At 56.9% G+C, this 13,658-nt stretch carries 14 protein-coding genes and 1 tRNA gene; 7 read left to right on the top strand and 8 right to left on the bottom strand.

From position 1 onward, the window contains the following. Positions 1–17: 17 nt before the first annotated feature. The 6 genes from AC1DXO_RS16260 to AC1DXO_RS16285 form a co-directional block, all read right to left on the bottom strand. Positions 18–1,010 carry a DNA polymerase III subunit delta' gene (locus tag AC1DXO_RS16260; RefSeq protein WP_476979225.1) on the bottom strand — a complete coding sequence of 331 codons (993 nt, stop codon included), beginning with the start codon at positions 1,008–1,010 and terminating at the stop codon, positions 18–20. Further along, positions 1,007–1,663 (bottom strand): dTMP kinase, encoded by a 657-nt coding sequence (gene tmk, locus AC1DXO_RS16265; RefSeq protein WP_476979226.1) that lies wholly within the window; start codon positions 1,661–1,663, stop codon positions 1,007–1,009. The genes AC1DXO_RS16260 and tmk overlap by 4 nt, the downstream gene beginning before the upstream one ends. Positions 1,664–1,804: 141 nt before the next feature. Then, positions 1,805–2,617, bottom strand: coding sequence for a septal ring lytic transglycosylase RlpA family protein (locus AC1DXO_RS16270; protein ID WP_476979227.1), 813 nt, complete (start codon positions 2,615–2,617; stop codon positions 1,805–1,807). 433 nt (positions 2,618–3,050) lie between these two features. Further along, positions 3,051–3,812 carry a hypothetical protein gene (locus AC1DXO_RS16275; RefSeq protein WP_476979228.1) on the bottom strand — a complete coding sequence of 254 codons (762 nt, stop codon included), beginning with the start codon at positions 3,810–3,812 and terminating at the stop codon, positions 3,051–3,053. 2 nt (positions 3,813–3,814) lie between these two features. Continuing rightward, complete coding sequence (locus tag AC1DXO_RS16280; RefSeq protein WP_476979229.1) at positions 3,815–4,384, bottom strand: hypothetical protein; 570 nt, start codon at positions 4,382–4,384, stop codon at positions 3,815–3,817. Between the two features lie 216 nt (positions 4,385–4,600). Continuing rightward, positions 4,601–4,690, bottom strand: a tRNA-Ser gene (locus tag AC1DXO_RS16285). A gap of 153 nt (positions 4,691–4,843) precedes the next feature. Here AC1DXO_RS16285 and AC1DXO_RS16290 point away from each other — a divergent pair. The 4 genes from AC1DXO_RS16290 (at position 4,844) to AC1DXO_RS16305 (ending at position 9,334) form a co-directional block, all read left to right on the top strand. Continuing rightward, positions 4,844–6,106, top strand: coding sequence for a solute carrier family 23 protein (locus AC1DXO_RS16290; protein WP_476979230.1), 1,263 nt, complete (start codon positions 4,844–4,846; stop codon positions 6,104–6,106). Then, positions 6,103–6,990, top strand: coding sequence for a class I SAM-dependent methyltransferase (locus tag AC1DXO_RS16295; RefSeq protein ID WP_476979231.1), 888 nt, complete (start codon positions 6,103–6,105; stop codon positions 6,988–6,990). The genes AC1DXO_RS16290 and AC1DXO_RS16295 overlap by 4 nt, the downstream gene beginning before the upstream one ends. A 68-nt stretch (positions 6,991–7,058) precedes the next feature. After that, positions 7,059–7,661 (top strand): TfoX/Sxy family protein, encoded by a 603-nt coding sequence (locus tag AC1DXO_RS16300; RefSeq protein ID WP_476979232.1) that lies wholly within the window; start codon positions 7,059–7,061, stop codon positions 7,659–7,661. A gap of 299 nt (positions 7,662–7,960) precedes the next feature. Beyond that, positions 7,961–9,334, top strand: coding sequence for a glycoside hydrolase 5 family protein (locus tag AC1DXO_RS16305; protein ID WP_476979233.1), 1,374 nt, complete (start codon positions 7,961–7,963; stop codon positions 9,332–9,334). A gap of 105 nt (positions 9,335–9,439) precedes the next feature. Here the strand turns inward: AC1DXO_RS16305 and AC1DXO_RS16310 are convergent, their stop codons facing one another. After that, a complete protein-coding gene (locus AC1DXO_RS16310) occupies positions 9,440–10,300 on the bottom strand; it encodes a pirin family protein (protein ID WP_476979234.1) in 861 nt (286 codons plus the stop codon). A 104-nt stretch (positions 10,301–10,404) separates the two neighbouring features. On the opposite strand from AC1DXO_RS16310, the gene AC1DXO_RS16315 reads away from it, so the two are divergent. Further along, the gene (locus tag AC1DXO_RS16315; RefSeq protein ID WP_476979235.1) at positions 10,405–11,310 is read left to right on the top strand and encodes a LysR family transcriptional regulator; all 906 of its coding nucleotides are present in this window, start codon (positions 10,405–10,407) and stop codon (positions 11,308–11,310) included. Here the strand turns inward: AC1DXO_RS16315 and AC1DXO_RS16320 are convergent. Further along, a complete protein-coding gene (locus tag AC1DXO_RS16320; RefSeq protein ID WP_476979236.1) occupies positions 11,291–11,899 on the bottom strand; it encodes a hypothetical protein in 609 nt (202 codons plus the stop codon). The genes AC1DXO_RS16315 and AC1DXO_RS16320 overlap by 20 nt on opposite strands. A gap of 79 nt (positions 11,900–11,978) precedes the next feature. Between AC1DXO_RS16320 and AC1DXO_RS16325 the strand changes: the two genes are divergently transcribed. Both AC1DXO_RS16325 and AC1DXO_RS16330 read left to right on the top strand, forming a co-directional pair. Further along, positions 11,979–12,233, top strand: coding sequence for a sulfurtransferase TusA family protein (locus AC1DXO_RS16325; RefSeq protein WP_476979237.1), 255 nt, complete (start codon positions 11,979–11,981; stop codon positions 12,231–12,233). 37 nt (positions 12,234–12,270) lie between these two features. Further along, positions 12,271–13,599 (top strand): GGDEF domain-containing protein, encoded by a 1,329-nt coding sequence (locus tag AC1DXO_RS16330; protein WP_476979238.1) that lies wholly within the window; start codon positions 12,271–12,273, stop codon positions 13,597–13,599. The last annotated feature ends 59 nt before the right edge of the window (positions 13,600–13,658 follow it).

A 13,658-nucleotide genomic window follows, 5' to 3' on the forward strand; every position in this document is an offset into this window, starting at 1 on the left:
AGAACTCACTATTAACCTTAGTTAACGGCCGATACATCATTGTAAACAGACCAGAAATAATCAGTGCGATCAAGATTGACGGATTCGACCTCCGCCGGCGCATTTTGCAGTTTCGACCACAGCTGTGCAACAGACTGGCCCTTTTGCGATGTCTCCGCGCTTAGCGCACGTTCGTGTAGGCGATCGGTCAGGCACATCATGAAGGTGGCGAATTTCTTAGCACCGTCGTTCTTGGCATTCGACGCCTTGAACTGCGCCGCGGCCTGCATCAGCTCGGGACGTGGCGGTGGTGGCCGTTCCAACATCCGCCCAGCCAGGGCGTCCATCTCCAGAGCCCCTTCTTCCATAAGGCTTAGCGCGCGTCCGGGCGCTCCATGGGCCAACCGCACCAGCCGCGCCAGGGCGTCGTCCTCAACCTCGATCCGCTGCCGCACAAAGCCGGCCACCGCCTGATCGGTCCATGGCAGGAAGTTCAGCCGCCGGCACCGTGAGCGGATGGTCGCCAGCAATTTGCCCGGTGAATGCGAGATCAGGAAGATGATGCCCTTGTAAGGCGGCTCTTCAAGAATTTTCAGCAAGGCATTGGCGGAATTGATATTCAGGTCGTCAACGCTGTCGATAATGCACACGCGATAGGCCGAACGCGATGGCGCCTTGGAAAAGAACTCGCCGATCTCGCGCACGGCATCGACACTGATATTCTTCTTCAGCTTGGTGTCGCCCATCTCGCGTTCCAGCACCAGCAGGTCGGGATGGGATTGGGCGGTGATAAGTCGGACATCGGGATCTTCGGGCGACATACCCAGCGGCCCGTAGGTACCGTCGCGTTCATGGCCCATCAAAAATCGCGCGCAACGAAAAGCGAAACTGGCCTTGCCCAGTCCCTGAGGTCCACATAGCAGCCACGCATGGTGCAGCTTGTCGCGCTGGAAGGCGTTAAGAAATGCGACATCCGCCGCTTCTCCGCCTTCGAAGGCGAAACTCTCGCGCGGCGGAACCAGCTCGCTCATGATCCCTTCAACTCGCCAAAGGCTGTTGTCACGGTGTTCCAGATTGCTTCGCTCAAGGGCGCAATCGCCTGGTCGGCGTCCAGAACGCGGTAGCGTTCGGGCACCAGGGCGGCGCGCGTTAGAAATCCCTGGCGCAGCCGTTCATGAAACGCCATCCCCTTGGACTCGAAGCGATTCTCGGCATCGCCGCGCGACGACGCCCGAAGCAATCCGGCCTCGACGGGCATATCCATCACCAGGACCAGGTCGGGTTGCGTATCGGCGACGACGGCTGCGTCGATCATCTCGAGAAATTCTGGCGCCACGCCGCCGCCGGCGCCTTGATAGGCGCGCGAGGAATCGGCGAAACGGTCGCACACCACCCAGGCGCCGCGCGCCAGGGCGGGCCGGATCACCTTTTCCAGGTGGTCGCAACGCGCCGCGTACATCATCAGGCTTTCGGACATGGGCGACCAGCGACCGGCCTCGCCACGCACCAACAGGTCGCGTAACGATTCCGCGCCGGGCGATCCGCCGGGTTCACGGGTCTGGACGACTTCCAGCCCATGGGCGCGCAACCGTTTAACCAGCGCCTGGACCTGGGTGGACTTTCCGGCCCCTTCACCGCCTTCGAAGACGATGAACCGGCCTCTGTTTTGGGATATCTGGCTCACGCGCTGAAATAGACCGTTTTTACGGTATGTCTCAAGCGTTTTTCTGACTATCTCCCTCCTCCCTGCGCACTTGCGTGGGGAGGTGCCGGCGCAGCCGGCGGCCTGCGACCCGAAGCCTTGGCGAAGGGGCGTGGGGTAACTTTACTGCGCTTTCTTCAAGATCGCGCCCGGGAAACCGGCGTCGATCGCATCCTGGCGATGTGTCTCGGCCGCAGCCGCGCCTTCATAGGGCCCGAGATACACTATATAGAGTCCGTTGCGCTGATCGACCTGCGCACCGTCCATCTGATCCTGCACGCGTTTGGCGTTGTTTTTGTCGGAAAATGCGCCCAGTTGCACGATATACGCCTGCCCATCACCGTTGGGTACCGAAACCGCGGGTGCGATATAGACCGGCGCTGATGCGTTGATCGGGTCGGCGGGCCCCAGCCACACCACGCGGACTTTCGACGTGCCCGTCACGCCTAGCACCTTGGCGGCGCCGCGCGACAGGTCAATAATCCGTCCTTCGGTGAATGGGCCGCGGTCATTAATCCGTACACGGAGTGTTTTTCCGTTTTCCAGATTAGTTACCTCGGCAATGCTGGGCAAAGGGTAGGTTTTATGCGCCGCAGACAGACCATCTGGGTCGAAGCGCTCGCCATCGGCGGTGCGTCCGCCCGATTCCGGTCCGTACCAGGACGCCAGCCCGGTCTCGTCATCGCCACGGTCGGGGATTTTCGGCGTATAGGTGTGACCGCGTACGCTGTAGGGCCGCATATTGCCGTTGTTATAGCGTGCCGTGTCAGCGACCTTTGGCCCACCCAATTTCGTCAGATTTACGCCTTGCGACGTCGATGCGCATCCCGTCAAAACCATAGCAGAAACAAGGCTCAGGATCAGAAAGCTGACACGCTTTTGGTTGCCTGAGCGAACTGCGTCCACAACTGAATCTTGATGCTGTTCACGGCTCATGCGACGTTTTCCCGCCCTGCTTGGCAAGCATCCTACAGCGCCATAAGAAAAATCTTGGTTAAGATATTTTAATCCATACGCTACGCGCTCTCATCCATATCAGGATAGAGGCGTCGTGGAGGCCCTATACGAAATTGATAAATCCGTTGCCGAGGTCCGCCCGCAAGGCCCGCCACCGCTGCACGGCCGACGCCATAGGCTTACCGGGTGCGTTTGCGCCTACCGAGAAAGTCCGGCGCTGCACCACAACGAATGTAGGGCATTAGAAATAAGCGCGCCCTCTAGTCCCCTAACCGCAGATGCTCGGCCGGAGCTTCCCTTCCTTACTTCGCCATCGGACCTTAGCGGCCAGCCTCTGCAGGAAACCATGCACCCGACAGGAGTGCTTTGCACTTGAACCCACGCTGCACCCTGCTTTGGAGCACCTGACGGCCTAAACGAAATATTTGGCCGTCACATTGTCGAGCAAGTCGGTGATAAACTCGGCACATTTCATATCAGATATTGTGACCGACGAGGGGTGAGCGCAAGTATTTCGGATGCCAAGCTTTGTATCTAAAATCTTCCTAACGTCGTTAGTTATAATGTTAGACGCTCGGCACAATTCAATAAATTTTGACTCTTTTAGCTCCGAGAAATCATCTTTCGAAGATATCTGCAAAGCCTTCTTGTTAGATCCATCTGCGTGATAAGAGGTATTAAACACTGCCAATTTGCTCGCTAAGACGTATTCGTATATTGAATCTAAAGCGAAAAGCCAGGTCATAATAATAGCGCTCCTATAGAGCTTGTGCTCGTAACATGACACCGCTTCAGTAATAAATGCTTCAGCGGTTGGTGACATCCCTTCCTTGATGTGCCCCCTCAGACTGGACGTGGTGGCCGACACATGTGGTTCTGTGCCGATCTCTTTTTCTATCTCCCGTAGCCTGGAGCGCTCCAGCTTGTAGCCGGCCTTCGTCTTAATAAATGGCGACCCTTTTCCGCCCGATTTTTTTCCGAGATATTCCGGTATATTGCTGTAAGGGTGCGCGTGAACCCCATCAAAACACTTCCTAATCTGGCTCGGAGAAAAGGATTCGGCCTTTTCTTCCACCATGAGGTAGTATGCGAAATAATCTATCTTTTGAGACGCGCTTAAAACGTCAAAATTAGGCACGGCATTTACATATGCTTCCAAAGTCATCGAGCCCATACCTACTTCTTAGTATATTGGTGTAAGACGGCGTTCTCGCCTATTGAAGTAACCTTTAGATCGCTCCAATCATCATAATCTAGCGCTGTCTTTGCATCACGTATTGCTTGCGGAAGTATTTTTGGAGTCTGAGTATTTGTGATAAGATAGCATGTATATATGTGATTTATGGTTATGCCCTTTATATCCAGCTCATTTTGCATGCAATAAATAAATATAACAGCCTTTTGAGAATGCCCCTTGGCCTCGTATTTTTCATAAAATTCTTTAATCTTTACAGCATTTTCCCCTTTATAGATTTCATCGACTTTACTATATGAAGTCTTTTTAGCCGATGATGCCTTCTTCTTTTTAGAGCCACCCGCCTCAGGCGTGCTCGTGGATGGTTCATTTGCAGTCTCAATGAGAACCGGTTTGGTGATATCCTCGCCCCTAGCCGTCAATGGAACCCTGCTTTGCACAAACCCATCAACTTTGCTCATGAAGTCTTCGTAGATCCTAAGGACGGCGTCGTCGCTTCCCTCTAGCTCAAGTTGGCCTTGGGAAAGATCGATTTTGAGCTTGACGGTCATTAAAGCCTCTGCGGACTAATTGGAAGAGTTGCGAATCAGGAACTTACTACTTTCTTATTTTGTAAGCCTAACTTTCAAATTGTCTAGAGTTGCACTGAACACACCATGTTCGCCCTTTCCCCTTTTACAGGCTGCAGAATTTCAGAGTTAACTGCGGCGCCATATTCAATGCCTTTAAGGAAAGGCATAAATATCTATCTGTAATTTTAGAGAAATTGGCGGACAGAGTGAGATTCGAACTCACGGTAGGCTTCCACCTACGGCGGTTTTCAAGACCGCTGCCTTAAACCACTCGGCCATCTGTCCGTCTGAGTGGGAAGCGGGCTTTTAACGTGACACTCTCGCCCTGCCAACCACAAACTTCACCTAATCACGCGTTTCCGGGATAATCCACCGTCACTTGCCAAATTACCCATTCGCCTACACTCTTGCCCCGAAAATCACATCCAGGGGCTCACAATGGCGCATAACTCCAAGGTTATATATCCCGAAGACCGACTGCCGGTTGGCCAGAACCTTATCGCCGGGCTGCAGCACGTCGTCGCCATGTTCGGAGGCACCGTCCTGTGTCCTCTGCTGATCGGTTTCGATGCCAACACCACCATCTTCTTTTCCGGCCTGGCGACCATCCTGTTTTTCTTTGTCGTCGGCGGCAAGATCCCGAGTTATCTCGGCTCCAGCTTCTCCTTTATCGCTGCCATCATCGCCGTCACCGGCTATAGCGGCACAGGCCCCAACCCCAATATCGGCCTGGCTCTGGGCGGAATTATTGCCGCCGGCGCTGTCTATGCCCTGATTGGCCTGATTGTTATTTGGCTGGGCCATAAATGGATCGAAAAGGTCATGCCGCCGGTCCTGACAGGTGCCATTGTGGCCACCATCGGTCTCAACCTGGCGCCCGTGGCGGTCGATCAGGCCAAGGGCTCGCAATTTACCGTCCTGTTTGGCCTGTATACCGTCCTGCTGGTGGCGTTGAGCGCCGTCTATCTGCCGCGCTTCCTGTCGCGTCTACCCATCCTGATCGGCGGCGGCGTGGCCTATCTTACCTATTACGCCCTGTGCAATCTCAACGCCATGGGCAAACCCATTGATTTTACGGGTGTTATCAACGCCGCATGGATCGGCCTGCCGCACTTTTCCACACCGGTTTTCAACCCCAATGCCATGTTGTTGATTGCCCCGGTAGCCATTATCCTGGTGGCGGAAAACCTCGGCCATGTCCGCGCCATCGCCGCCATGACCGGACGCGATCTCGACCCGCAACTGGGCCGCGCCTTCTTAGGGGACGGTATCGCCACCATGTTCGCCGGCGCCTTGGGTGGAACGGGTGTTACCACCTATGCCGAGAATATGGGCGTCATGGCCATAACCAAGAACTTTTCCGCCTTAACCTTTGTTGTGGCTGGCATTTTTGCTATTCTACTGGGGCTGTCGCCAAAGTTCGGCGCCCTGATCCAAACCATTCCCTTGCCGCTGATCGGCGGCCTGTCCTTTGTCGTTTTCGGCTTGATTACCTCGACGGCCGGGCGCATCTGGGTAGATAACAAGGTCGACTTCACCGATCCGAAAAATCTGATTGTCGTCGGCGTCGCCGCAGTGATCAGCGCCGGCAATCTCAGCCTCGATATCGGCGGCTTCTCCCTTGGCGGCATAGCCCTGGCGACCTTTTTCGCCCTTGGCCTGTACCATATCCTGAACCTGAGAAGGCCAGCGTCACAATGACCGAATCGATCGAGCACGTCTCTGACACCGCCTTCTGGGTTGCCTATTATCGCGCGCTCGAATCGAAGCGTAAGGACGCGCTTTTCCACGATCCGCTGGCCATGAAGCTGGTCGGCCCACGCGGTGAGAAACTGGCCCGACATATGGGGATCCAGCGTGCCATGGCATGGTCCATGTCCTTGCGCACCTACATTATCGACGCCTATATCCGTGAGGCCATTGCCGGCGGTGTCGATTGCGTCATCAATCTTGGCGCGGGCCTCGACACCCGCCCCTATCGCCTGGATTTAGCTGAAGACTTTCAATGGATTGAAGTCGATTTTTCCCACGTCATCGACTACAAGAACGCGACGCTTGCTGACGATAAGCCGCGCTGTCGCCTGCAACGCATCGCCTGCGACCTCAGTGACGACACGGCGCGTAAAGCGCTGCTGGCGCAACTGAACCAGGGATGCACCAAGGCTTTGGTCCTGACGGAAGGCGTTGTGCCATATCTGACCAATGAGGCCGTGGCGGAGCTAGCCCAGGATCTGCATCAGCAGGATCATATAACCTATTGGCTTACTGATTATTTTTCACCGTTTTTCAAAAATGTCTCGCAGCGCGGCCCGATCAAAAAGCGTCTGGCCGCCAATGCCCCGTTCCGTTTTGATGCCGGTGATAATAACAACGATTGGCCGCGCTTCTTTGCTGCCCAGGGCTGGCAGATCGGCGAGATGCGTTATATCGGCGAAGTCGGTCGCACGCTTGGCCGCGACCTGCCGGCGCCGTGGATCTTCCGCATGCTGATGCGTTTCGCCAAGGAAGAGCGTCTCAAGCCCTACAGGCGTATGAACGGCTATGCCCTGCTGATCAAGGGAACGGACGTCATCGCTTTGGATTAGGCGCCCGGCTGACAACACTTTCTCAACATTTCCCTGCGACGTTTTGATTCCATACAGGAATCCGTTGCGTGCCCAAGATTGCGTCCCATTATCTCGAAGAGCTCCTCGCCCCCTGGGCCAGGATCGAGATCAAGCGCATGTTCGGCGGTCTGGGCGCGTGGCGTGACGGCCTTTTCTTTGCTCTGATCGTCGATGATCTCATCTATTTCAAGGTCGACGAGACAAACCGCCCCGACTATGTCGCCGCTCAATCCGAGCCGTTTTCCTATACCGTCACCAAGGGTAGTGAGAAAAACATCAAGATAATCGATGGCTTATGGCGCATTCCGGATGAGGTTCTGGAGGATGGCGATACCCTGATCGCCTGGGCGCAGAAGGCCTGGGATGTGGCGCGATCCAAGCCGAAAAAGGCTTCAAAAACTAAAAAATCCAATGCCTTGGGGCCGAAATCGGCCGCCTGGCTGAAATCCGTTGGCATTACGTCTCAAGCCGATTTGGAAGCCAATGGCGCTATCGCCACCTACTGCCTGCTGAAGGCCAAATATCCCAAGGACATAAGCCTCAACATGCTGTGGGGGCTGTACGCGCAGGTGAACCATATCAGCCTGTCCGATATCACACCTGATCTAAAGGATCATCTCAAGCAACTCCTGAAGTCTGCCCGGGTTTGACCGGCCGTACCTACGCGCCCTACTGAGTCATGCCAGTATTATTCTATATATCTGGAATGCTAGAATTTATGTAACACTTTAAAAAACCGCCTTTTGGCTTTTCCAACGCCGGAAAACACCGAGAACAGGGTGATATAATTCAATAATTTCAAATATATACAGCGCCATTTAAACGGTATGGTGCATGAGCTTTAAAACAGTGTGCCTTCACATAATTATTTCGTATTTATTTAATGCGCGGACTCGCCTAGATTAGCTGCCAGCCAAAGCCAAAGGCATATAAACAGGGAGATCACATCATGTCGGATTTCACACGCCGCACGGCGCTCGGTACAGCGCTAGGCACCATAGCCGCCGGGCTGGCCGGTTGCGCCCTGCCCGCCCTAAAGACCGGTACCGCACCAGACGCCGAGTCGGCCCCCAAATCAGGATTCGTCTCCCGCGAAGGCATCCACTTTAAGCTCAACGGCGAAACCTATCGCTATGTCGGTGCCAATATCTGGTACGGCGCCTATCTCGGCGCTACAGCGGCCTTTGGCGACCGCGCCCGCCTGGTCAAGGAACTGGATGACCTGAAGGCCCTGGGCGTCGCCAATCTGCGCGTCCTGGGCTCGTCCGAACTGTCACCGCTGATCAATTCACTCGACCCGGCCTTTTCCAACAAACCCGGCGATTACAATACGCAACTGCTGACCGGTCTCGACTTCCTGTTGGCCGAAATGGGCAAGCGCGATATGAAGGCCGTCCTGTACCTGACCAACTTCTGGGAATGGTCGGGCGGCATGGTCACCTACCAGTATTGGACCAACGGCGGTAATTACATCAATATGGGCGACCCGGCCCATCCATGGCCGCAATTTGCCGATTTCTCAGCCCAGTTCTACAGCAGCGGCGCCGCTAAACAGGCCTATTACGACTACGTCAAGATGCTGGTCGAACGCACAAATTCGATCACCGGGCAGGTCTATAAGGACGATACGGCCATCATGGCGTGGCAGTTATCCAACGAACCCCGCCCGGGCGGCAGCGATGCGGCCGTGCTGAAGAACGCGCCCGACTATTACGGCTGGATCAACGATACTGCCGCCCTGATCCGTTCACTGGACGGCAATCACCTGGTGTCATTGGGCCACGAAGGACTGATGGGTGCCAACGGGCATGAAGATATCGTTGTAAAGGCCCATGAACACATAGATTATCTGACGGCGCATATCTGGCCGCAAAACTGGAGCTGGGTCGACCCCAAGGATCTGGGTGGCACGTTCGATGCCGGCGCGGCCAAGGTCCAGGATTATATCCAGGCCCATATCCGTATCGCGCGCAGCCTCGACAAGCCGTTGGTTTTCGAGGAATTCGGCTTCCCGCGCGACAATGTCGTCTACGATCCGGGCACGCCGACCACCTACAAGGACAAGTTCTATGGCCTGATCTACGCCGCGGTCGAAGACGCCATCAAGAGTGACACACCGTGCGCCGGTTCCAACTTCTGGGCCTGGGGCGGCGCTGGCCGCGCCCTGCACGCCGATCACCATATGTTGCGCGGTGAAACCGCCTATGTTGGTGACCCGCCGCATGAGCCCCAGGGTTGGTACAGCGTGTTCAATACCGACACCTCGACCCAGGCCCTGATCAAGGCCCATGCCGCCCACATAAAAGCCTTGGCCAAGACCTGAGCTTCAACCCTTAACCAATTGAAAAAAAATGGGAAGCCGCGCCACCGGGAGGGGAAACGGCGCGGCTTCTTCGCGACAGCCACAACTGGCCATCGCGATAACAGCTTACAACGACCCGAACAGGCCGTTGCGGTAGTCGTCAAACGCCGCCTTGATCGCCTGCTGGCTGGTCATGATAAACGGACCATGGCGGACGATCGGCTCATTCAACGGTCTGGCCGTGGCCACCAAGACGCGCGCACCATAGGCGCCGGCCGTCAGGTTCAATACGGTGCCCACGTCCAGCACACCGATCTGGCCTGGATTGACCAGGGTCTGCTCGACGGCGACACCACCTTCATAAACATAGATAAAGCCCTGATGATCCTCAGGAATCGCCAAGGCGATATCGCCTTCGTTGTTCAGAACGACGTCGGCGATAAACGGCTGCGACGCCGTGGAAACTGGCCCCATCAGCCCACGATAGCGCCCGGCCAGCAAACGGATTTCACCCGTCGCAAAGATCATCGCCGGAATGTCCTCGGCAGGTATCCTGCGCAGTTCGGGTTCGCGATCCTTTTCGGCTTCGGGCAGGTTCAGCCACAGTTGAAATCCATGAAGGTGACCGTTGTCGGCGATCGGTGTTTCGGACTGTATGACGCCCTTGCCCGCGGTGACCCATTGCGCCTGGGAGGGACCAATATCATTTGCAACGCCGCGGCTGTTGACATGGTGAACCCACCCGGCCGTCATATAGGTCAGGATATCGAAGCCACGCAAAGGCTGGGGCGGAAACGCCGGCAACGGACGATGGGCCTTGTCGGCGCGCACTTCGTCGAGTTGCAGGAAAGGATCTATCTGCAGCAGAGTCTCGGTACCGATAATGCGGTTAAGCCGCATATCCGGTCCGACGGAAACAGGCAGAGCGCGCAGCAGACGCGTAATGCGTCGTGCACGGTGAGCCTGGGGTTGCGGAGCCATAAACATGGAAAGACCTCAGCGGAATGAGGGTAGTACCTCTTGCTGCAATCATATAGTGCGTTAAGATGGTTTCCGGTAGAGCGCCAGCGCGCATTACGGAGTTGCACGAAATGGAACAGTCTAGGATCGATTTCGACGATCTTCAGGCCTTCTTCCTGGTGGCCGAGACCGGTAGCTTCATACGCGCGGCGCAGCGCCTCGACTCGTCGAAGTCCATCGTCTCGCGCCGGGTTGCCCGTCTTGAGGCCACCTTGTCTGCGCAACTCCTGCAACGCACGGCACGCGGCACGCACCTGACCGAAGCCGGGCAATCCTATTACGACGAGGCCCGCGCCGCCATTCAGCAACTGGAATGCGCCGCCGAAAACCTGTCCGGCGCCCTGACCGATGTTTCCGGCCGACTGCGCATTACGGGCCCAATCTTTTTCGGCAGCCAGTATCTGGCGCCTGTTCTGGCCGAGTTCGCCGTCCTCTATCCCAAGATCGATCTCGAAGTCGATTTCAGCGACGACAAGGTCGATATTGCCAATGAAGGCTACGATCTGGCTGTACGTCTGGGCCGCCTCCCCGACTCGAGCCTGATCCAGCGCCTGCTCTGCCGCTCGCGTCGCATGGTCGTGGCCAGTCCGGACTATCTGGAGCGCCACCCGCCTATTCTGAAGCCCCAGGACCTCGAACAGCACGATATCGTCCATTATAACAGCGTCAACACGCAGGAAATCTGGCGCTACGAAGCCGACGGCGAATCAAAGGCGCTACATATCCGGCCACGCTTCCGTTCCAACAGCGCCGCCATGCTGTTGGCGGCAGCGCATGCGGGCATGGGCCTCACCCTGATGCCGGTCTATGTCGTCGGCGCCGGCCTTCAATCGGGCGAACTTGAAGCTGTCCTGACCGAGCAGGATTGGGGGCATACACCGGTGACCATGCTGTTGCCCAACGGCAGCGCCGTCAGCCGCCGCCTGCGCGTGCTGATCGACTTCCTGACGGTGCGCTTCAGTGCCCTTGTGATTTGAGCGGCGGGCTGTTGCCGGGCATGGGCTGGCTCATATCGGGCAGCGCCGTTTGTGGCGCAGACGCTCCGCCGATGCCAGGCACGACCGCCACCTGGTAGTCGGGAGGCGTGCGAAACCATTGCGCGTCCTGCGGCCCCATGGTCAGGTCGGTGACCTGAAACAGTGGCTCGTTACGCCCCTGTTTGGTCATCTGCAGGATGACATTGTCGCTGTTGACGCAGATCATGCCTGACTGGTTCAGATAGCCCGAAAATTCCATCAAGCGGCACGACTTGCCACCGACCAACGATGCGCCGACCGGCTTGACGACCGCACTGGCCGTCATGACCGACAGATCCAGCGGCAGCGGCACTATGGCGTCGCCACGATCCAGCGGAAAGACCAGGGCGATCTTGGAGGGACCATTCGTCGTCAGGCTGATCAGAATGCCCTTGTCGCGGTCGGTAATATAGGTCTGGTTGTTGACATCGACGCGCATTTTTGCGCCCGACTGACGCAGATCGACAAGTGTCACGAAGCCCGCGACCTTCAACCTGGCATGAAATTCGGCGTGGGTCTGCGCCGACGCCGCGACAGTGGCTCCCGACAAGCCCAATACCACCCAAAACCCAAGCCAAGCACGCACTTTTTCGCTCCAAAACGCATCCGAAACATGTCAGGATTCGGCTATGAAACCTATCGTCATCGACGCCCGAGGCCATCACTGTCCGGTCCCTACACTCAAATTGCGTCGTTTTATGGCTGATGCACCGGCCGATACGGTGGTTATTTTGCTTGCCGACGACCCCATGGCACAGATCGATGTGCCACATTTCTGCAATCAGAACAATTACTTGCTTGTCTCTGTTGAAAGCATCGAGACCGCGTGGCGCTTTGAAATCCGCCGCACAAGTGTTACAAGTCTGTTTACGGTTCCATCTTAAGACAGAGAATCGGTTTTTGGTCATAGGAGCGTACAGTTTGGCCCTACACGCGCGTCTGTTGCTGTTGAGCCGTGACGACGGCTGGCTGCAAGGACTGAGTCGCGACCTGGATCGACTGGGTGTCCGGACCCTCGCTTCCACTGCGCTCGATTCGGCCTGTGCCGCCTTGTCTGACCTGGGCATCGAGGCCGTCCTGGTCGATGAAACCTGCCAGGCCGCCTGGCCCACCCTGGTCGAAGAGCTGCGCGCCGCCGCATGGCCGCGCCGCATTCCCGCGATCATGATGCGCCATGACGACAACTATGTTGTGCCGGCCGGCTGGGACATGGTGTTCACAAAAGACGCCCACCCGCAGCAGATCGCCCTCTGTGTCGAACATATGGTACGCGCTTGCGTCGCTGAGGAAGAATATGACAGTCGCTGCCTGACTTTCAAAAGCGATATGCAAAGCCTTGATAAGCTTGTGCAAAATCAACCTCCTTTGAGCATCCTCTCGATCGGTCAGCCCGATCCGGAGTTTCTCGCACTCAGCCATGTCCTTAAAGCCCAGGATATCGAGGTCATCGCCGCCCTTTCGAGCTACAGCGCCTTCGACTATCTGCACGACAAGAGCTTCGACGCCGTCCTGCTGTGGGGCGCCGGCCAGCCGTCCGAAGCTTTATCGATCGCTTCGGGCATGCGACGCAATACCCGGCTTTATCACACCCCGGTTTTGCTCCGCCTCAGCCAGACGGTCGAACTTGATCTGGGCGACGCCTTTATGCGCGGCGCCAGCGATATCGCCAATCCCCAGGCTACCATTGGGGAAATTGCCGACCGGCTGATCAGATTGGCGCGCATTCATCGCCGTCATATGACCATCCGCAAGACTCTCGAAGGGATGCGCCACGATTCGCAGATGGACAAGGGCACGGGCCTGTTCGGCCGCGACCTGTTCGCGTCGCACCTGGCGCGGCTGGCGCGGGCAGCCAGCGAACGGCAACGCTCGCTGAGCATATGCGTGCTCAAGATCGCCGAAACACCCGACATTACGCGCGCCCGGCAAAAGCGCATGTTCGACCGCGCCGTGCCGCAAATCGGCTCGATGATCGCGCGCCTGGTCCGCGCCGAAGACACGGGTGGGCGCCTGTCCAACGACGTATTCGCCCTGGCCCTGCCCGCCACGTCGCTACAATCGGCGCGCAATGTCGGTGAACGCATCTCGGCTGTGATCGGCTGCACGGCATTTGATTCGGGACATGGCCGCCCGCCCTTCGTCGTTGAATTCGATGTCGGCACAGCGGAAATGCGCGATGGCGAACCGGCTGCCGACGTCCTGATGCGCGCCGCCGACGCGGTGAGCAACAGTGACCGCCAAGCTGTTTGATTACCCATAGGAGTGGTTCCTGAGCGCTATCACCCTCCTCCCTGTGCGAAGCATGGGGA

Source organism: Asticcacaulis sp. P2_C5 (assembly GCF_056404555.1).

What these genes read in the sequence shown, in the direction of transcription:
- AC1DXO_RS16315 (WP_476979235.1), top strand. Translation starts at nt 10,405, where the DNA reads ATGGAACAGTCTAGGATCGATTTCGACGATCTTCAGGCCTTCTTCCTG.
- AC1DXO_RS16280 (WP_476979229.1), bottom strand. Translation starts at nt 4,384, where the DNA reads ATGACCGTCAAGCTCAAAATCGATCTTTCCCAAGGCCAACTTGAGCTA.
- AC1DXO_RS16290 (WP_476979230.1), top strand. Translation starts at nt 4,844, where the DNA reads ATGGCGCATAACTCCAAGGTTATATATCCCGAAGACCGACTGCCGGTT.
- AC1DXO_RS16325 (WP_476979237.1), top strand. Translation starts at nt 11,979, where the DNA reads ATGAAACCTATCGTCATCGACGCCCGAGGCCATCACTGTCCGGTCCCT.
- AC1DXO_RS16305 (WP_476979233.1), top strand. Translation starts at nt 7,961, where the DNA reads ATGTCGGATTTCACACGCCGCACGGCGCTCGGTACAGCGCTAGGCACC.
- AC1DXO_RS16260 (WP_476979225.1), bottom strand. Translation starts at nt 1,010, where the DNA reads ATGAGCGAGCTGGTTCCGCCGCGCGAGAGTTTCGCCTTCGAAGGCGGA.
- AC1DXO_RS16270 (WP_476979227.1), bottom strand. Translation starts at nt 2,617, where the DNA reads ATGAGCCGTGAACAGCATCAAGATTCAGTTGTGGACGCAGTTCGCTCA.
- AC1DXO_RS16310 (WP_476979234.1), bottom strand. Translation starts at nt 10,300, where the DNA reads ATGTTTATGGCTCCGCAACCCCAGGCTCACCGTGCACGACGCATTACG.
- AC1DXO_RS16275 (WP_476979228.1), bottom strand. Translation starts at nt 3,812, where the DNA reads ATGGGCTCGATGACTTTGGAAGCATATGTAAATGCCGTGCCTAATTTT.
- AC1DXO_RS16295 (WP_476979231.1), top strand. Translation starts at nt 6,103, where the DNA reads ATGACCGAATCGATCGAGCACGTCTCTGACACCGCCTTCTGGGTTGCC.